This window comes from Mesorhizobium sp. PUT5, from assembly GCF_052216645.1.
Taxonomy (GTDB): Bacteria; Pseudomonadota; Alphaproteobacteria; order Rhizobiales; family Rhizobiaceae; genus Mesorhizobium.
In genome coordinates, this window is record NZ_JBQOSO010000004.1 from 1 (window position 1) to 17,071 (window position 17,071).

Below are 17,071 nucleotides of genomic sequence, written 5' to 3' on the forward strand. Positions count from 1 at the left end.
TATTGCTCTTTATATTGAGAATGGCCGAAAACGTCGAGCAGTGTCAGCTGACCGGATTTCGTGAGATTCGCCGCCTTTTTGAATCGGTTTTCGTGAGACTATGTCGGATAAGCGAAATTCGTGAGACCCCGGGCACTGGGCGGAAATCTCGCGCACAATTATGAGATTCCCGGCGCATAATTGTGAGACTGGATGAATCGGAGTTTTTGAGACTGCCCGCGCTTCCGGCCCGAACCGGTACGTTCGGCGCCTGACGAAGTGCCGCTTCGGGCACTGCGAAGACGCCGGAGCCGTACATAGATGCGTCTGCGCAACGTGAGTGGCCATGCCCGCAATGCTCCCCTCAGCCGTTCCTCGCCTTCCCGGTCGCTGGCCAGCAGCACGGCGGCGCTGTAGCCGACCGGATCGACCGACAGTCTCCCAATGCCCACGGCAAGGGCATAATTCTGCAACAATGAGCCCTGCGCGAGGGAAAACAAGCCGGCGCGCACCGGCTTGGCAAGAACGGGCGCGACGCGATCATATTCGGGAACGACCACCAGCAGCGTCTGCCTGGCGATCGGCCGTGTAAGGAAATCATGGTTGGCCCTGCGCGCTTCCAGTGACAGCCGAGGCTGCTCGGCCAGCGATGGCGGCGAGGATCTGCGGTGCCGTGCCGTCAGGACGTCCAGCAATTGCGGGACGGAAGGCAACCCCTCATCCCTTCCGCGTGCCCAGTTCGCCAGGCGCAAGGCCCCGGCGCGCGCATTGAGATCGAGCATCATCAACTGCGTCTCTGACAGCCTCTCCAGCGCTCTCACGCCCCTTGTCGTCAACCGAACGCCATGCACTGGGCACCAAAAGCTCCAGGGAAGCGCCGTGGTCTTGCGTTGAATGCCGCCTGGACAAAGCGGGCACGCATAGCGGCTGCCGCGGGCCACCATCAAACGCGCATTTGGCAAGATATCTGCGAAAGTCATGGCTCTCAACTCGTCGACCGCCAAGCCGGTACGGGCGGCCAGCAAAGCCCCCTCCCCTCCCCCGAGCCGCCATTCGAGGTCGTTGACCTCGCCGCGAGGCAGGCCACAGCATTCCAGAAACGCATCGATCGGCATACCGTAGAGCTGTGCCAGACGGCCTAGCCAGCCCGACAAACGCTCATCGGGCTCAGGCTTCAGCACGACCGGCAGCACGTTCAAGGCTGACGCCGTGCTCATACTGGCTCGCCCAGGAGCGCCAGAACATTGCGCGTATCGGCGACATCGGTCGCGACAATCCTCTCCTCGCCACTTTCGATCGCCGCAATGGCGAGCATGCCCATCAGCGAAAACACGTGGGCGGAGATGCCGCCCGTCACCTCCACCAATCTCTTCAGCATGCGGTCGCCGATTTCGCTCGGCCGACGCAGCGGCAAGGTCCGCTGCAGACTGCCGATCAGACCGCCAAAATCCTCATCGTTCTGCCACGGCGGCAAGGCAAAAGCCTCGAAGCGGCGCACCAGCTGATCGTCGGTGCGAAGGGCGTTGCGCGCCTGCTGCGTGCCGACGCAGACGAGCGGGATCCTGAGCTCATTGCCGAGAAAGCGCAGCAGGTTGAGGAAGCGCGTCTGCTCGCGCACCGTCCCAGCCTGGAGGCTGTGCACCTCGTCGATGACGAGCAGGCCCGGGCGGATTTCCGAAAGCAAGCGCAACGTCAGGCTTTCCAGCACCGATAGCGTCGCCCGAGGCGGCTCCGGAGCACCGATCGCCGCCAGCAATCGTTTGTAAAAGCGCGCTTCGTCGGGGCCTGCCACCATCTGCACGACAATCACCGGCATGTGCATCCGTCCCGTCGCCTTGTCGAAATGCGAGGGGTGGTCACGAGCAAACTTCTCGACGATCATGGTCTTGCCCATGCCGCTGGCGCCGACGATGAGCAGGTTGGGCATGCGGGCGCGCTGCGGAAAGGTCAGCAAGGCCTCCAGCTTTGCCAAGGCCTGCTCGGCGCGGGGATAGTTGATCCATCGATCGGCACGGATCCTGCGGATGCGTTCCTCGGCGCTGAGTGCCGCAATCGTCCGGCTGGCGGGGAAAAGGTGCTCGAACTCGTCAGTCATCCCATTCCTCCACCGCGAAATAGGGCAGCTGCAAGGGCTTGTCGTCTCCAACCGATGCTGTCTCCGGCGTCACGTCGATCATCTTGCCGCCGCCAAGGTGCTCTCGCCGCGCACTATCCCGCCGCATGGCTCTGGTCGCGCGCGTCGCCTCGTCGACCAGGGCGCGCTGGGCGAGAATCGTCGAAAAGATCAGCTCTTCATCGAGCGCTTTGCGCCCCTCTGCCCGCAGCGCACGGCGCGCCGCGCGTTGCTCCCATAGGGCAATCGGCGGTCGGGTCCGGTCGGCCGGGCGCGCCTCCAGATATCCCTCCCCTGTCGCGACAAACACGCAAGACAGGTCACGCGGGTCGTATTTGATGGTCAGCCGTTGCCGGTCGTGGCCCATCAGCCAGCGCAGTTCGTCCGACCAGTAGCGGATGTGAAACAGATGCAGCCCGTCGCGTTGCAGGGTGCGCTCTTCGCTGGGCAGGAAATCAATCAGGAACCGTCGCGGATCCGATGGCTTGCGCACCATGACATCGGCAATGCGCGTATTCCACGCGGCCGCAGGCGGCAGATCCAGCGCCTTGTGGATGCGCGCGTGATAGGCGCCGACGATCTCGAGCGCGAGATAGGTCTCCAACTCCCTGAGCGTCATCACCGCCTCCGCTTCCGGGTCGAGGTCGCCGCGGTCGCGGATGTTCGAGAAGTGCGAGCCCGGGATGAGATGAACCGCGCCCATCATCGTCCCGATCAACCTTTCGATGTGGCCACCGAAACGCGGCGTGCCTGGAGGGCGGTAGACGAGATCGATACGGTGCTCGGCGCAGGCGCGCTCGAAGGCCCGCGCATGAAATTCCGCGCCGTTGTCGACATGGATAGTCCTGGGGATGCCAAAAGCCGGCCAATCAGCGGCGATACCCCGTGCCGCCAGCCATGCCGTCTTGTCGATCACGCAATGGATCAGGCACAACGCCACGGCCGTCAGCGACGGCGCCTCCAACGACAGATAGAAACCCATCGCCATCCGCGTGTTGACATCGATCGCCAAGGTCAGCGTCGGCCGGCCGATCGGCAACCGCGTCGCCGGATCGACCACTGTAACGTCGACCCTGGTGTGGTCGATCTGCACGATGTCGAGTGGAGCGGGCGCCTCCAGTCCACCTGGCGTTGCCAGGAACACCGGCTCGGATTTGCCAGCGCCCTCCCGCCGCCGCATCAGATCGGCCTGATTTTTCGTCTCAAGCCACCGGCCAAGGCGACGGATCGATAGCTGTTGCAGCCCCGCAGCACGACAATCTGCCGCCACCTCCCGCTGGAAACGGCTCAGCGTCGGCTTGCGACGCGTTGCATAGAGCTTCTCGAAATGACCCTCGACAATGACAAGGACCGCCGGATCCAAGGGCTGCATGCCCGCATTCGGGCCACGCCGGCGCGGCAGCAGCGTGCTGGTCCGATCGTCCTGCCGAAACCGCTTCAGCCAACGAAACAGGGTCGCGCGGCTGATCCCAAGCGAGCCGATGGCACTCTGGACCTCTGCCTCGCCCGGCCGATCAGGAAGCCTGGCGAGGATTTCGGCGCGCCTTCGCGCCTCCCGCCAGCGCTGCTCGTTCTCGCTCTGATCGGACATGGACAGCCTCGTCGTTTGGCTGCAAGTTGGTCTCAGGAATGCCGACTCAGTACCGCGTCCAGTCTCATTTACCCTGAATCGGTCTCATAATTACGACACGGATAACCCATTGAAATTAAATGAATGGCTATCTCAAAAACCCCAGCAATCCGACACCGGACCGTCCCACAGCACGGGGCCGAGGAATGATGTTTCGGATGAGCGGCTGTCGGCCGACACTACGGCGCAGGACGACACTACGGCGCAGGATACGGCAGACGATCTTCCCGACATCATCGACGTCGTCATGGAGATGAGTCGCGCATCGGAAGAACCCGCGGCGGAAGTCCAAGCTCCCTCCCCTCCCCTTCCGGCCATTTCGGGTTCCCGCCTCCCGGCACATCTCAACTCGCGGGCTCGCGCCCGCGATTATGTCGAGGCGGCGAGCTCGGCCAACACACGCCGCGCCTATGCCTCCGACTGGAAGCATTTTCCAGCTGGTGTCGGCGCCAGGGCTTAACATGGTTCCGCCCGATCCGCAGAGTGTTGGTCTTTACATCACCGCGATCGCATCCGGCACGGCGACCGGGGAAGAAGAAAGTCCGTGTCTACCATCGAGCGCCGATGTCGTCGCTGACTGGAATTATTCCCAGCGCGGCCAGCCACTTGACCGCAAGGACAGGCATATCGCCACGGTGATGGCTGGCATTCGGAACAAGCACGCCTCCCCTCCTCGTTAGAAGGAAGCGGTGTTGCCCGAAGATCTGATCGCCATGCTGGAAACGCTCGATCGCGGCACCTTACGCGGCCTGCGCGACCGCGCCATGCTGTTGCTCGGCTTCGCCGGCGGCTTGCGTCGTTCCGAGATCGTCGGGCTGGACGTCGGCCGCGACCAGACTGAGGATGGCTCGGTTGGGTGGAAATCCTGGAAAAGGGCATGCTGGTGACGTTGCGCGGCAAGACCGGCTGGCGTGAGGTCGAGATCGGCCGCGGTTCTTCCGACGCCACCTGCCCGGTCGTCACACTGGAGACATGGCTCAAGCTCGGCCGCATCGGCCACGGCCCGCTTGTTCCGCCGGGTGACAGGGCAAGGCAAGGCGGTCGGCGCCGATCGGCTCAACGACCAGGAGGTCGCCCGCCTGGTCAAGCGGACGGCCCTGGCCGCCGGCGTGCGCGGGGATCTGCCGGAGGGCGCGCGTGGAAAAAATGTTTCCGGCCACTCATTGCGGTCTGGCCTAGCCTCCTCGGCCGAGGTCGATGAGCGCTACGTCCAAAAGCAGCTCGGCCACGCCAGCGCCGAGATGACGCGAAAATATCAGCGCCGCCGCGATCGCTTCCGCGTCAATCTGACAAAAGCCTCCGGGCTCTGAAAGCCCCCTCCCCTGCCCTACTGAGATCCGGATTTGCCGTCGCGGTGCTGTCGCTCGGTATTTCTTCGCTTCCTCCAGTCGTCCCAATCGACCGGCTCCGAGCTGACGATACTAAGATCCGCCGGTGTGAAGTGCTCGGTAAAGAGAACAAGGTTTTGACATGGCCATCGCGCGCTTGGCGCCAGGATGCCATCGAATCCGAGGAAGGCGGCGGCATCCCCAATTTCCTGCGTGCGCTGATAGGAGAGCGACCCATAGGTCTCCGGCGTTATCCCAAGTGTCTTCAGCTCGGCCAGGTTGGCAATTCGAAGCGTCCGTTGGGTGCGAACCGAGATCCGATGCAGGACCGATCGAATTTTGGACGGAAAGACCGGTTGACGGCTTAAATGAAAGTGAATCTCCTCGAGTGAGCCCTCCCGCTCCAGCGAGGTGTAGAGCACGTCGAACGAACCTGGATCCCAACGAGCCCCAGCCGGATAGCCCAGCAGCGGCTCGCGCTCCTCGCGGACAATGCGCCAGACATCCCCCTCGAATGACACGCCCTTGTGCGTGTCAAGCAGGTCAAGCAGTTCAAGATCTCGCGCCCTTCGCTCCACGCGTCGCCTCAGATGTAAGCGCCGGCATCGAGGCGTTCGATCACCGCCAGGACTTCCTGGGTACGATCCGCATTGATGAGATCAATCGCGCGCTCGTTGTTGAGAAGGGGATGGCGCGAATGCAGCCAAAGCCGAGTTTCATCGGCCGTATAAAAGTCAGAGAGGCGGTCAACAACGTACCGCAGATCGGCAATCACCGTCTGAGTTCGAAGATTTGGGGAGCCGTTGCCGTGCGACCACCGCGACACAGTCGCGGTCGATACATCGACAATGTTGGCGATGTCCTTTCCCTGCAGGCCTCCCCGAGACCGAAGATCGTCCAGAATTCGTGCTACAGCTGTGCTCATGTTGTTACCTGCGGTGCGACGCTACGCTCGCACCCCTCCCTTGCCGCCGCGGTGGAACGGGTGCCCTTGGCTGGCCGGCAATCGTGCCGTTCAAGGACTCCAGCACCGCATGCATCTTTTCCAGCCGGTCGCTACTGCGCTGCAGCACCTCCGACAAGCCTTCGTCCGATACCTTGAGCTTCGCGGCCGACCGCGCGACCCGTTCCGCCGCAGCCAGCTCCTTTTCAAGAAAATGCTGCGGACGTCGCGCGTCGGGGACCGCCGACAGTTCTCGGATCTGGCGAGCGCGCTGGCGCAGATAATGCGCCTTCGGATCTTTCAACGTGTCGCTCAGTCCATTTGGGCAGCACGACCGATCGTGGCAGCTCAGCAGGGGTTTGGCCCCCTGCGCCGCCATCAGCGCCTCGACCTGCTTCACGCTGAGAAGGCGATCCAGGCCACCGATCAGAACCCGCTTCTCGCGTCCTCCGCCGCCAGTCTGGGGCGGCTTCGCCCAGTCGCTAGTATCGAAGCGTTCCTTCTCGGCGACGCCATGACAAATCCCGCCGGCGGCACCGAAAGCCGCAATGGCGACACCCACAAGACCACCGACCCCATCAGCGACAAGGGGAACTTCCAGCCTGTGAAAGTCCATCATGGCTGCTATGTACCGCCGCAATCCCATTGGCGTGGCGTCCGCGCCGAAGCCCGAGACCCGGAACCACAGATTGTCAAACGGCACGTTCTTCAACGCGGATATGAACGCCCGTCGCTGAGCAGGATCGCGAAGAGATGAATTCTTGATCATCAGCGGGTAGTCGATGCCGATGTGCTTGCCTCCTTCCGCATCGAGCGCCCAGCGCAGAGCGGCGGCGGCCTCGCAGTCGAGGGCAAAAAGCTGGTCTGTCGAGCCCTCAAGGACATGTGCAGGTGCCTGTACGGCATGAAAGCCCTGTTTGACCGCAAAGCGGGCTATCTGGCCGATGACGTCCCGGTTGGCGTTTGGTCGCAGATCGTCGGGCGTCAGAACGCTCAAAGGATTTGCCCAAGGCGCAGACTTGGCCGCTCCACCAAATCGGCCAATCGACGAAAGCTCGGCCACATTGGTATCCAGGATAAGTTCGCCGCCGACCTCGGTGAGCGCCGTCAGGAGATCATGTTGCCTCAGCGCCGCGGAGGCTTCGACCACGACCCGATCCACCATCATTTTTCCCGAACCCAACAGGGTCTCGAGTTGTCGGTGACCGCTGGTTCCAACGCGCAAAAAGTGGCCGACCGGTTTCGGCTGGCCATGCAGGTAGACGACGTTCTCGCTCATCTTTGTGCTCCTGCTGCTACTTACGTTTTGATTTCATATTTGTCAAGCTGTGAAATCATTATGCAACTTGGAGCGGTTCTATGCACTTCAGATGCGTCCACATTCGATCGTTTATCCGTATCTTCTATGTTTGGAAAACGGAACGACGGGCGGCTCGGAGGCGCTCCAAATGGCTTTTGAGACGCAAAAACAAGCTTCTCGTCGACCACAGGGCCGCCTGATCGGCTATGCGCGCGTGTCTACGGATGAACAAGCGACGGAAGCGCAGGAAATCGAACTGCGCGCCGCCGGCTGCGATGTGATCGTTCAGGAGCATGGCTCGGGGGTATCGCGGGTCCGGCCGGCTCTCAGCAAGCTGCTGCGCGACGTGAGCGCTGGCGACACCCTCCTTGTCGTCCGGATCGACCGGCTGGCGCGCTCCGTCAGCCATTTGCTCGAGGTAATCGAGGGCCTGACGGAAAGAGGGGTGCATTTTCGCTCCCTGCGAGATCCGATCGACACCACGACGCCGCAGGGCATGTTTTCTCTCCAAGTGCTCGGCGCCGTGGCGCAGCTGGAGCGCTCCTTGATTTCCGAACGCACGAGGGCCGGCATAAGGGCGGCGAAGGCGAGGGGAAAGCTCTCCGGCAATCCCGGAATCCGCGAACGCCGGCCGGAGACGCTCGCCATGATGACAGCCGCCCAGAAGGCAGCTTACGGCGCACGCATCCAGGCAACTGCCAACCAGTGGCTTCCGACTGTGAAGCGCATGCGACCGGACCATACTTGGGATGACATTGCACGTGTACTGAAGCAAAGAGGGCACGACTGGACCCCCGAGCGGCTTCGTCGTGCCGTGAGATGGCTGGTTACCGAGCACATGGCAGATCCCGCCCTGCTTCGGAAATCGCCGCCTCGCCTCCCGGAGGACCGGCTGATGACGCTGGTCACAGGTATCCACGCCTCGAACCCGGCTTTGACGCTCCGGGACATTGGTGCGCAGCTCGAGAAACTTCACGAGCGCACACCACGCGGCGGAGCAAAGTGGTCTCCATCGTCGGTGAAAAACCTGCTCGACCGCGCCCGGCGCTCTGGACTGCTGACGAGCGAGCTCCTTGACCTGCCTGGTCGGTGACGGCCATTGCCCTGATCGTGAGAAACACCAAACGAGCGCGTCATGGCAGCGGCTTTAACTTCTGCAGACTTTTCACGAGCGATTCCGAGACCTCAAGTCGCGGTGCTCCGCCGGCGTTGGCCTCGGCTTCTGACTGCCGCCGCTTGCTCTCATCCAGCTTGGCCCGGAGCAGGGCCATCACCATCGGCCAGGTCGAAAATTTCCCGTCTCTCGCCTTTTCGGTCAAGCTACGCAGATATCCGCCGGCGCTGTTGATCTGGTCCGCCCGTTGATAGATCGCTGCAAGCGCAATCGCCGCCTGAACCTCGCCCATGGCCTCGCCGGCCTCTGCCCAAGCGCTCGGACTGACCCCCAGCATCGTTCGCACCAGCTCCGCTGCCGCCAGAAAATCGCGCCAGTGGCGGATTTCGCCGCATGGGCCGCATCTCGCAGGTCGGGCAGGCATCCAGCACGATACTCAATGGCAGATCTCGTCTTCGGCAGGTTCCGTACGTTGTCGGTTTTCGCAACGCTGCCGCTCGCTTCTTTCTTTTCTCGAAAGCTATATTCAGATTCAGAAATGGATTCTGGGTTTGAATTCTGTATGTGGCGTTCAGCATGAGACTCATTGGCGTTCAGATTTTGTGTTTTTGCGAAGGATTCCAACACATCCTGGACTTCAACATGCAAATGATGAAGCTCGGCGCAAATGTCTTCGGTGAGCTGCCTCGAGGCCGTGCGGGGAAGCCTGAAGATGATGCCCTGATAGGTCTGAAGCACCCTGCCCCAGTTCCCTGGCACTCCCTCCTCGATCCCGGCATCGATCATCTTGACGATATCGCGCCGTAGCAGCGTCAGGCGCTCCCGGGCGACGCGGAATGCCTTCTTCTCGGCTTGGACGGCCTCTGCCAGATCCCTGAAACTCTGCTGCACGGGCGACGATCGGCGACAGATCGAAACCATAGGCCTGCTCGATCTCCCCTGCCCTGCTCCGACGGGCGAAGCGCTTGCCGTTCGGGCTGTCTCTCCGGATGATCAATCCACATTCGACCAGAACGGATAGATGCCGCCGGAGCGTCGCCGGCGAAATCCCGTTAGCACGGTTGATAAGCTGCTCGTTGGATGGCCAGACGATAAGCTCACCTTCGGCCGAGAGCTGCGTTTCTCTGTGGAATGACAGCAAGGCGTTAAGGATCGCCAGAGAACGGTCCGTCGCACCAAGCAGTTCACGGGCTTTACGGATGTCCTCGAACACCCGCCATTTATTAGCGGTAGCCTCCTTCGGCATCGCCTTCGCGGCCGCCTGGCTTGCAATCTGGCCAAGCGTCATCGTTCGCCGCCCGAAGGGCGTCGTTGAAATATGCGTCTGCATTGTCCTTCACCTATCGCTAGGCAAAAGAAATCTGCTCGCCGAACTGACATTCATCGCCGAAAGGCCTTGACTGCGATTCCGGAAATGCGATTCTCTGGCTACCACATGACAGAGAAGGGCTTCCGGATGACGGTTTCGGGGGCCTTTTTCTTTTGCGGCCTATACGTTTTACGTTCTGCTTAGTCGGTCTTCTCCTTTTCGCTTTCGAATTGTTGGTAAAGGTCGAGCAGGCGGGCTGCCACGAACTCCCCGAATTCCATTGAGCCCTCGATACCGACCACAACGGCAACCGATTTAGGCGTCCGTTCAACGGTCGCAATCTTTTGGCCGCTCGCCGCAGTCACAACCGATCTCTTGGAGGGGCCAGCTGTCTTCTTCGGGGCGAGAGCGTTGAAAACCCGTACAAAGCGCTGATCCGTGTCCGCCTCCAGAAACTTCGGATCGTTCACCGCAGCATCTATACGGCTTTGATTTTTCTGAGCGGCAAGCCGCTCGGCGAGAGCGTTCCACCGCGGCCGCCCTGCCTTCGGCGCCGGACCGATTGCGGTGATCACACTCCTGGGAATCGACTTGGTGAGCGAGAGAAGTCGCGATAGTTGCGTTTTCTCCATGCTCAAAGCCGACATAATCACGCTTCTGTCAAAACCTTGCTCCTCGAGCGTCAGCGCGAAGAGCCCACGCTCGATGTAGCTGAGATCCTTTCGGGCAGAGTTTTCCTGCCCCTGGATAACGACGAGTTCTTCGTTTGTGAGATTTTGAACCACGGCGCGGACCGGCCGACCGAGCTTTGCGAGAATCTTCGCTCGCCGGTGGCCATACGCGATCTGGTATGTGTCGGGGTTGTCTGGATGAGGCCGAACCAGGATGGGGCTTTTCTGCCCCGACTCCTTTATCGCCTGATAGAGCACCATAAAGTCCGCGCCCTCATCGTCTAGGCGATCTGGGGCGAACGAACCAGCGAGCTTATCAGCCGGTATTTCAACGACAGCGGCACCGGAAGCGACTAACGCTTTCGCGCGCTCTGCCGCAGATGCTATTTGGCCAAGCGACCTTCCCATCGCACCAACCGCGCCCGACTGGACATGCGGAACGGGATGCGGCGGCTGTGGCGTGAGTGGAGTTGGCTCCGAGTTGCCATGTGGCAACTCCTCCGATCGGCGTGTCAGCATCGCCTTGAGGGTGTCCTTCCGGCTCACGTCGCCCTCCCCCATGCCTGTTGCATCAACCGGTCGATTTCGTCATTCACGGAATCGAGAGACTCCATCGCCCGATCATAGGTTTGCTTGGCAAAGTTCTCTTTTCCAACTTCATAGAGGGTCTGCTTCGAAAGGCCCGCGTCGGAAATAGCGGTGGATTTGACCATCGTGCTATTCAACACTCGCTCTCGAAAAAGTGACCTCATGAATGCCACCATCTGAGTCTGCGGCGCATCCGCCGGCTCGAAGCGCGTCACTATGTAGCGTATGAAGTCGTACTCGAGATCACCGCCCGAACCCTGCACCACACGGAGTATGTCGGCTGCCATCAAGAGAAACTGGCACATCGACATTACATCCAGCATTTGCGGATGGACCGTGATGAGAAGTCCGGTCGCGGCGCAGAGGGCGCCAAGTGTGAGAAAACCCAACTGCGGAGGGCAATCAAGGATCATGACGTCGTAGTCATCAGCGACAGTGCCCAAAGCCGTAGCCACCCGTCCGAAAAAGGGCTCGGCATCGCGCTCCGCAAGAGCGCGCGGCGTGTCGTGCTCGTACTCCATGAGCTCGAGATTTCCGGGGATTATATCAAGCCCTGGAATGTAGGTCTTGCGAATGACTTCCCTGAGAGGGCGGCGTTCGTCATCATATCGCACGGCTGCGTACATCGTCTCGTTCGGCTGAATATCGTATTCGGGTTGATAGCCATGCAGCGCCGTGAACGAGGCTTGCGGATCAAGGTCGACCGCGAGTACCCGGTACCCTTGTAATGCGAGATATTGAGCAAGGTGCGCGGCCGTTGTCGTCTTCCCGGATCCGCCCTTAAAATTTACCACTGCCATTACCTGGCAGTGCTCTTCACCCTTTCGGTGCGGTACATACCGCTTTCCCTTTGAGCCCTCCTCAAGGACCGCTCGCAGTTCATTGATCTGGTCAAGGGTATACGACCGGCGACCGCCTGCGCCGATCGACGGCTGCGGGCCCTTTCCGCCAATCGAAAGTTGACGCAAATATGCATCAGCGATGCCAATGAGCTTCGCGGTCTCTACGGACGAAAAAGAGCGAAGCGTCTTCTTCGATACTGGTGGAAAGAGAGCCTCACGCATCGCCAGCAACTCGGCTGACAATGCGGCGCCATCGCCGGCAATGACGTCCGTCATCAGCGGCTTTGTTCCCTGAGCGAGGGTTTTTGTGCTACGAGCTTTTTCCATAACTACGGGGTCTGTTCCAACTACGCCGATTTTTCGTAGGTAGAATTGCCCCGAGTCGGGTAAATATGCAAGGAGTTTAAGGTTAATGGAAATTTACGTCTATGACATCGCCTGCCGTTGCCACATGGCAATTCGGATTGCGACCTGTCCTACGACCTGCTCACGCTAATCAGTGCGGAGCTAGAGGTTGGCACGGTCATTCGCTCGGTGCCGGACAATTCTTTCAACCGTCTTCCCGCTCGCGGCCTTCTCCGTCGCCTCAATTTCAAGCAGCCCGGCGGCGACTCCTTTGCTCTTGTCTGCCACCAGATGGACTGCAGCCCAGGCTAAGCTCCGACAAGCGTTCCATCGAGAAGCCCGGCGCACGATAGCTTAACCCGAGAGAAAACGCACCGGTCGGCTTCAACCTCCTTGACCAACGTGAAGGATGCAAATCACGCAGTTGCCACATGGCAACTCTGCCACTCACCATCCGCTCCGTCGGCTCGCGGTCATCGTTGCGGAGCCAAGGGATTGTAGGTGCCATAGGCGCGACGCCAGTCGGCAGGTTTCATGAATTCGCTTGACCAAATACCCACACCTGCGGCCTTCGCCCTCGCTTCCAACTCCGGGTAGCCCGCAGGTGGCTGCTCGCCTTGTGGCACCGCCACGACGTACATCCCCTCCTCCAGGCCCAAAGCTGCTATATCCAATCCATTGACGTAGCACTGGGCATGGTACCCTCCTCCTCGAATAACACGGGTTGGCCGGCACTCGACATCCTTGGCCAATGTCCGGGATGCGAGCCACGCGGTTCCCACTGCGCCACATGGCCAGTCCACATTTCCAAGGCGCGCTTTCTGCCGGAGCTCGCAGGAATCGACCGCTTCCAGGCGGATTCGGGTTGCCATGCGATACCGCCCACCGTCCTGAATTAAGTCGAATGTGACGCCGTCGTAGATTTGCACTTTGCCTGTAAGCGTCTCCGGCAGCCCATGCGCAACACCCACACCGGCGGCTAACAAGCGCAAAGCAAAGCCAATGGCATAGATCGCCGGGGGAGAGCGGCGGGCTCGGCTCTCCACGTATCTCGTCGGCGCCTTCATCAGCGCCTCCGCCACTTCTTGCAGAATCCGATAAATGCCTTCTCGATGCTCGGTTGGGCGAGATCGATATTTCCCTTGCGGCACCAGGACCGGAAGGCATCCGCCACGCTCTCGACATCAGGCGTCGGTTTAGGCGCATGCTCACGCACCAAGTCCGCCCAGCCGGACCAGTTGATGCGTTCCAAAGGAAAGCCGCGATAGGGAGCTACAGGACCCGAGGAATGATTTGGAACGCCGCCGCCCCTGGCGCCGGCAAGCGCAAACAAAGACCTGCTAATTCGTAACTGCCCGCTTCTGCCTCGCTGAATGAGTCTCCGGAGGTACGCGCCGGGGTTGGCGACCTGACCATCGTCTGCACGCTGCACAGTGACAGCAAGCGCGGCGATCGCCGCGTCCGGTCCGAGATAGTTTTCCGCCTCGGTCCATACCTGCGTATTGATTGTGGCCGCGGCACACAGTCGGCGGCCCGACGATCGCAGCGCTGTCCAACTGTCGAAGATCTCGGGGACATGCTTTTGAAGGGAAGGGCAGGCGGTTTGCACCAGTCCGAGCGATACATTTCCGATGTCGTCAGCCGGACTCAACGCCGGCCTGCCATCTCTTCCGGCGGCCGGTGGCGCTTCTTCCATTCTTCTTCCGGAAGTCCGTTGGGTGGGGCGGGGTGGGACGCTGGCAATGATTTTGTCCGTTTCGGCAGGGGGCGATGCTCTACTATCTTCTACAAAGGGAAGATCCGCTGTAGCTTGTACCTGACGAAAACTCGCCACCGCGGTGTCGAAATTTGAGCGTTGGGACGCTCTTTCGTAGGCCTCTTCAACGTCCTCTCGGAGAATGGTCAATGCTTCGACTAACCCGCGAAATTGCCCCACGTCACTCGGAACACATTCCCGCAGCCTATCCAGCTGCGCGTGGAAGTGTTGCCAGTTGCCCACGAGCCTATCGCGTTGGGCCGCCACCAGGACAGCCTCAATCTCTCTGCGGATCTGTGTACGCTGATACGAGAGCGTTCGGCGCTCGCGTCCTTCCTGCTCATAGGCAAGGGCTATTTCGAGGAGTTCGTCATAACGCATGATGATCGGCGATAGGTCGATCCCAAATGCCTCTACGATCTTGCCTTGGTCGTCCCGAACACCACGACGCTGGTAGGTGGGGTGCGATGCATGGGCGATAAGTCCTGCCGCGGCGAGCCCGCGCAAATGATGCCGGGCAGTAGAGATGGATAACCCGAGTTGCCGCGCGAGGGCCTCGTTGGAAGGCCAAACGATCGGGCTGGAGTCCTTGCTGGTCCAGTCCGCCGCAGGCGAATAGCCGAACAGTTTGTCTATCATCGCAATCTTCGCCGCCTTCAGTCCCAACGCGGCGGCTGCGCGCTTGGCCAACTGCAGTGCCTCGATCCGCTTCACGGCAAGTGTCCGATCGCCAGCATAGTCCCGAGCTGCCCGGTGCGCTGCCAGGCCGGCAGGCGTGATCCGACGAACACCGGGCACTGGTTTCAATCCTTCGGCCGATGCAAATTCTTCAGTAGTGCTCATTTCGGTACCTCCCGAAACGGCAAGCAGGATCGTTCGCCGAAGTGGCGTTTTGCCTTGACACAAATTTGGGCTTTTGCGATTATTCGTCCCGTCACAGGTTGCGGTTCTCGCCAAAGAGCCCCAGCAAAGAATTTCGATCTTCAGTGAACCGGCCTTGGAAGCGTCAACTTCCGGGGCCGTTCCTTTTTTGCCGTATAGCTTCTCCATCACACGGTTTGTCTACGCGAAACGAATCAGTCTGCCCGTGAGAGCAGGTGAGTCGCTGCGCGAAGTATGCTTGCGCGCTTTAGCGCAAGCAATACTGTGCGTTTTCACCACGTAATGGAAGTCTTTTTCAGACGAGAGAAGCCACTCAGCACGGGATCAGGAGCCGTAAACGCCCTGAAGCTTCTCGAAGATTTCCGGCGCGATCTCATACTGGCGGGCCTTGCCGCGCCCGATCGACGTGCGCCCCCAGGACTCTTTCAAAAGCCCTCGCACGACCAGCGGATCAATTGCCTCTTGCGCCGCTTTCCTTGTCATTCCAGTGACTTCCGTCACGTTCGTGATGGTCAGCGCCGTATCTGCCTTTTGCAGAGTGTACAGGAGATTCATCATGCCGAGCTGGCGCAGACGCGAATTCGGCGTCTCGTCGGGCAGGGGCTTCGACATGATCTCGTGCGTAGCCAAGGTCGCAAAAACCGTGTTGTGCCAGCGTTGGTTTAATGGGCTTGGCATCTTCTTATCTATTCGTTATCGTGCAGTATGACAAGGTGGTGAAGCCTCACGGACGGCGGGCCAATGGAGAGAAAAACGGGAGTTTGGGCATGAAAAATGCGGTCATTCGGGCACTTTCTGCCGTTTTACTCTGCGTTCCATTGTACACGTTTTCGTCCTCCATTGCGCGAGCAGATGATTGGGGCTGCCAGGTTCTCCTATGCCTTTCGAACCCCGGTGGCGCAACGCAGTACACCGAGTGCCGCCCGCCGATCGAACGGCTTTGGTCGCATCTCGCGAAGGGGCGATCGTTCCCGATTTGCAGCGGCGTTGGCTTCACAGCGACGAAGCCGCGTTATGAGCCGTACTATTGTGACGCCGGGTTCCGGCTGGTCACACGTTCGGGAGATCGCAGAAATGACGTCGGCTGCGTCTCCACCGAACCCAAGGTCGTCGACAGCGCCATGTGCAGCGATCGCGACAATGGCGGCGCCTCGGGACGCTGGCATTTCGAAGACGGCAAGCGGGTCTGCAAGGCACTGGTCACCCAACGTCCTCATGTGCGCGAGCAGCCGAGGTATGTCGACGTTACTATCGATGGCGCCGGCCGCCAGCGCGTGTGGTTCTAGCCCATGCCGGTTGCCTTCCTCGCTCTCGCTCAAAACTGCGCTCCGCAGGTCGCCTCGGAAACAATTGCGGCTGTCGTGAGCGTCGAAAGCGGGTTCCAGCCCTTTGCAATCCGTATCAACACAGATCATCCGCTCGCCGAGCAACCCAAGACCCGAGCCGAGGCAATCGAGACGGCGACGATCCTGATCGCCGAGGGTCACGATATCGACCTCGGACTTGCCGGGATCAATTCCGGTAATCTCGGTCGGCTTGGCCTTTCCGTCAGCGACACATTCGACTTCTGCCTCAACATCAAGGCCAGCGCGTCGCTACTTGACGGTTACTACCAAATAGCTCTCCAAGGTGGCGCGACGACGGCACAAGCCGAAGCCGTCATGCTGCGGAGCTATTTCGGCAATGGTGACGCCTCGGTCGGCGAAATGGTCGGCTACGACAGCCGGGTTCTGGCCGAGCGCGCGCGGCTGTCCGACCGTCTCGACAGCATCGAGATTATCGAGGCGCAAGCGGAGGCGTTGCCGGCGCGCGAAAGGGCAGGGGAGTCGTCTGCCGCCACGGTCGACAGCGGTCCGGCCGGGAAGAGCCAGCAGCAATCCCAGGCTTCAGTGCCGCGATGGGATGTCTACAGTTCGGGGCGGCAATCCTCCGTCCTCGTCTTTTCCAACGAGCAAAAGGAGTAATGCGCCTATGAACCTATCGGCTCGCATAAGGCCGTACGCGGCGACCGCAGCGATAGCGGCGGTATTTTCCCTGACCTTGGTCGAGCCTAGCTTCGCCCAGGCGGGCGGGATCGAAAGTGTGCTGCAGAATATCGTCAACATGCTTACCGGCAATGTCGCGAGACTGCTGGCTATCATCGCCGTGATCATTGTCGGCATCGCATGGATGTTCGGCTACCTCGATCTACGCAAGGCGGCCTTTGTCGTGCTTGGCATCGGAATCATCTTCGGTGCGACCGAGATCGTCAACATGATCTCAGGAGGCTAG

15 protein-coding genes and 2 pseudogenes are annotated in these 17,071 nt (G+C 60.6%); 5 read left to right on the top strand and 12 right to left on the bottom strand.

Annotation, left to right across the window (positions count from 1 at the left end; all coding sequences use genetic code 11):
• Positions 1-158: 158 nt before the first annotated feature.
• From ACTDI4_RS22445 to ACTDI4_RS22455, 3 genes are read right to left on the bottom strand one after another with little or no spacing between them, the layout of a single operon-like run.
• Positions 159-1,172: a TniQ family protein gene (locus ACTDI4_RS22445; protein WP_442843512.1), complete on the bottom strand. Its 1,014-nt coding sequence runs from the start codon at positions 1,170-1,172 to the stop codon at positions 159-161.
• 20 nt (positions 1,173-1,192) lie between these two features.
• Complete coding sequence (locus ACTDI4_RS22450) at positions 1,193-2,074, bottom strand: TniB family NTP-binding protein (protein ID WP_442843445.1); 882 nt, start codon at positions 2,072-2,074, stop codon at positions 1,193-1,195.
• Positions 2,067-3,683 carry a Mu transposase C-terminal domain-containing protein gene (locus tag ACTDI4_RS22455; protein WP_442843446.1) on the bottom strand — a complete coding sequence of 539 codons (1,617 nt, stop codon included), beginning with the start codon at positions 3,681-3,683 and terminating at the stop codon, positions 2,067-2,069. Before ACTDI4_RS22455 ends, ACTDI4_RS22450 begins: the two co-directional genes overlap by 8 nt.
• Before the next feature lie 286 nt (positions 3,684-3,969).
• Here ACTDI4_RS22455 and ACTDI4_RS22460 point away from each other — a divergent pair.
• Positions 3,970-5,032, top strand: a pseudogene (locus ACTDI4_RS22460) (site-specific integrase).
• A 17-nt stretch (positions 5,033-5,049) separates the two neighbouring features.
• Here the strand turns inward: ACTDI4_RS22460 and ACTDI4_RS22465 are convergent.
• Genes ACTDI4_RS22465 through ACTDI4_RS22475 form a run of 3 tightly spaced genes read right to left on the bottom strand, consistent with a single transcriptional unit; the run spans position 5,050 to position 7,272 of the window.
• Positions 5,050-5,628: an RES family NAD+ phosphorylase gene (locus tag ACTDI4_RS22465; RefSeq protein WP_442843447.1), complete on the bottom strand. Its 579-nt coding sequence runs from the start codon at positions 5,626-5,628 to the stop codon at positions 5,050-5,052.
• An 8-nt stretch (positions 5,629-5,636) separates the two neighbouring features.
• Positions 5,637-5,975, bottom strand: coding sequence for an antitoxin Xre/MbcA/ParS toxin-binding domain-containing protein (locus tag ACTDI4_RS22470; RefSeq protein ID WP_038655373.1), 339 nt, complete (start codon positions 5,973-5,975; stop codon positions 5,637-5,639).
• Positions 5,976-5,979: 4 nt separating this feature from the next.
• A complete protein-coding gene (locus ACTDI4_RS22475) occupies positions 5,980-7,272 on the bottom strand; it encodes a hypothetical protein (protein WP_442843448.1) in 1,293 nt (430 codons plus the stop codon).
• 169 nt (positions 7,273-7,441) lie between these two features.
• Between ACTDI4_RS22475 and ACTDI4_RS22480 the strand changes: the two genes are divergently transcribed.
• Positions 7,442-8,386 carry a recombinase family protein gene (locus ACTDI4_RS22480; RefSeq protein WP_040457499.1) on the top strand — a complete coding sequence of 315 codons (945 nt, stop codon included), beginning with the start codon at positions 7,442-7,444 and terminating at the stop codon, positions 8,384-8,386.
• Between the two features lie 40 nt (positions 8,387-8,426).
• Here the strand turns inward: ACTDI4_RS22480 and repC (ACTDI4_RS22485) are convergent.
• From repC (ACTDI4_RS22485) to ACTDI4_RS22510, 6 genes and pseudogenes are all read right to left on the bottom strand, one after another.
• Positions 8,427-9,737 (bottom strand): annotated as a pseudogene (gene repC, locus ACTDI4_RS22485) (plasmid replication protein RepC).
• Positions 9,738-9,916: 179 nt separating this feature from the next.
• Complete coding sequence (repB, locus tag ACTDI4_RS22490; RefSeq protein ID WP_198292932.1) at positions 9,917-10,933, bottom strand: plasmid partitioning protein RepB; 1,017 nt, start codon at positions 10,931-10,933, stop codon at positions 9,917-9,919.
• Complete coding sequence (gene repA, locus ACTDI4_RS22495; RefSeq protein ID WP_157632963.1) at positions 10,930-12,093, bottom strand: plasmid partitioning protein RepA; 1,164 nt, start codon at positions 12,091-12,093, stop codon at positions 10,930-10,932. The genes repB and repA overlap by 4 nt, the downstream gene beginning before the upstream one ends.
• A gap of 542 nt (positions 12,094-12,635) precedes the next feature.
• Complete coding sequence (locus ACTDI4_RS22500) at positions 12,636-13,229, bottom strand: hypothetical protein (protein ID WP_040457498.1); 594 nt, start codon at positions 13,227-13,229, stop codon at positions 12,636-12,638.
• The gene (gene repC / locus ACTDI4_RS22505) at positions 13,229-14,968 is read right to left on the bottom strand and encodes a plasmid replication protein RepC (protein ID WP_442843449.1); all 1,740 of its coding nucleotides are present in this window, start codon (positions 14,966-14,968) and stop codon (positions 13,229-13,231) included. The genes ACTDI4_RS22500 and repC (ACTDI4_RS22505) overlap by 1 nt, the downstream gene beginning before the upstream one ends.
• Before the next feature lie 156 nt (positions 14,969-15,124).
• The gene (locus ACTDI4_RS22510) at positions 15,125-15,412 is read right to left on the bottom strand and encodes a MarR family transcriptional regulator (RefSeq protein WP_442843450.1); all 288 of its coding nucleotides are present in this window, start codon (positions 15,410-15,412) and stop codon (positions 15,125-15,127) included.
• A 155-nt stretch (positions 15,413-15,567) separates the two neighbouring features.
• Between ACTDI4_RS22510 and ACTDI4_RS22515 the strand changes: the two genes are divergently transcribed.
• The 3 genes from ACTDI4_RS22515 to ACTDI4_RS22525 are packed head-to-tail and all read left to right on the top strand — an operon-like array spanning position 15,568 to position 17,071.
• On the top strand, positions 15,568-16,086 hold the full coding sequence (locus ACTDI4_RS22515) for a hypothetical protein (protein WP_429098161.1): 519 nt from the start codon (positions 15,568-15,570) through the stop codon (positions 16,084-16,086).
• A gap of 3 nt (positions 16,087-16,089) precedes the next feature.
• Positions 16,090-16,764: a lytic transglycosylase domain-containing protein gene (locus ACTDI4_RS22520; protein ID WP_429098163.1), complete on the top strand. Its 675-nt coding sequence runs from the start codon at positions 16,090-16,092 to the stop codon at positions 16,762-16,764.
• 7 nt (positions 16,765-16,771) lie between these two features.
• Positions 16,772-17,071, top strand: a complete 300-nt coding sequence (locus ACTDI4_RS22525) for a TrbC/VirB2 family protein (protein ID WP_429098165.1) — start codon at positions 16,772-16,774, stop codon at positions 17,069-17,071.

Excerpts from the sequence above, each read along its gene's own strand:
- ACTDI4_RS22515 (WP_429098161.1), top strand. The coding sequence starts at position 15,568 with ATGAAAAATGCGGTCATTCGGGCACTTTCTGCCGTTTTACTCTGCGTT.
- repA (WP_157632963.1), bottom strand. The coding sequence starts at position 12,093 with ATGACGGACGTCATTGCCGGCGATGGCGCCGCATTGTCAGCCGAGTTG.
- ACTDI4_RS22520 (WP_429098163.1), top strand. The coding sequence starts at position 16,090 with ATGCCGGTTGCCTTCCTCGCTCTCGCTCAAAACTGCGCTCCGCAGGTC.
- ACTDI4_RS22510 (WP_442843450.1), bottom strand. The coding sequence starts at position 15,412 with ATGTCGAAGCCCCTGCCCGACGAGACGCCGAATTCGCGTCTGCGCCAG.
- ACTDI4_RS22525 (WP_429098165.1), top strand. The coding sequence starts at position 16,772 with ATGAACCTATCGGCTCGCATAAGGCCGTACGCGGCGACCGCAGCGATA.
- ACTDI4_RS22470 (WP_038655373.1), bottom strand. The coding sequence starts at position 5,975 with ATGAGCACAGCTGTAGCACGAATTCTGGACGATCTTCGGTCTCGGGGA.
- repC (WP_442843449.1), bottom strand. The coding sequence starts at position 14,968 with ATGGAGAAGCTATACGGCAAAAAAGGAACGGCCCCGGAAGTTGACGCT.
- ACTDI4_RS22480 (WP_040457499.1), top strand. The coding sequence starts at position 7,442 with ATGGCTTTTGAGACGCAAAAACAAGCTTCTCGTCGACCACAGGGCCGC.
- ACTDI4_RS22500 (WP_040457498.1), bottom strand. The coding sequence starts at position 13,229 with ATGAAGGCGCCGACGAGATACGTGGAGAGCCGAGCCCGCCGCTCTCCC.
- ACTDI4_RS22475 (WP_442843448.1), bottom strand. The coding sequence starts at position 7,272 with ATGAGCGAGAACGTCGTCTACCTGCATGGCCAGCCGAAACCGGTCGGC.
- ACTDI4_RS22455 (WP_442843446.1), bottom strand. The coding sequence starts at position 3,683 with ATGTCCGATCAGAGCGAGAACGAGCAGCGCTGGCGGGAGGCGCGAAGG.
- ACTDI4_RS22450 (WP_442843445.1), bottom strand. The coding sequence starts at position 2,074 with ATGACTGACGAGTTCGAGCACCTTTTCCCCGCCAGCCGGACGATTGCG.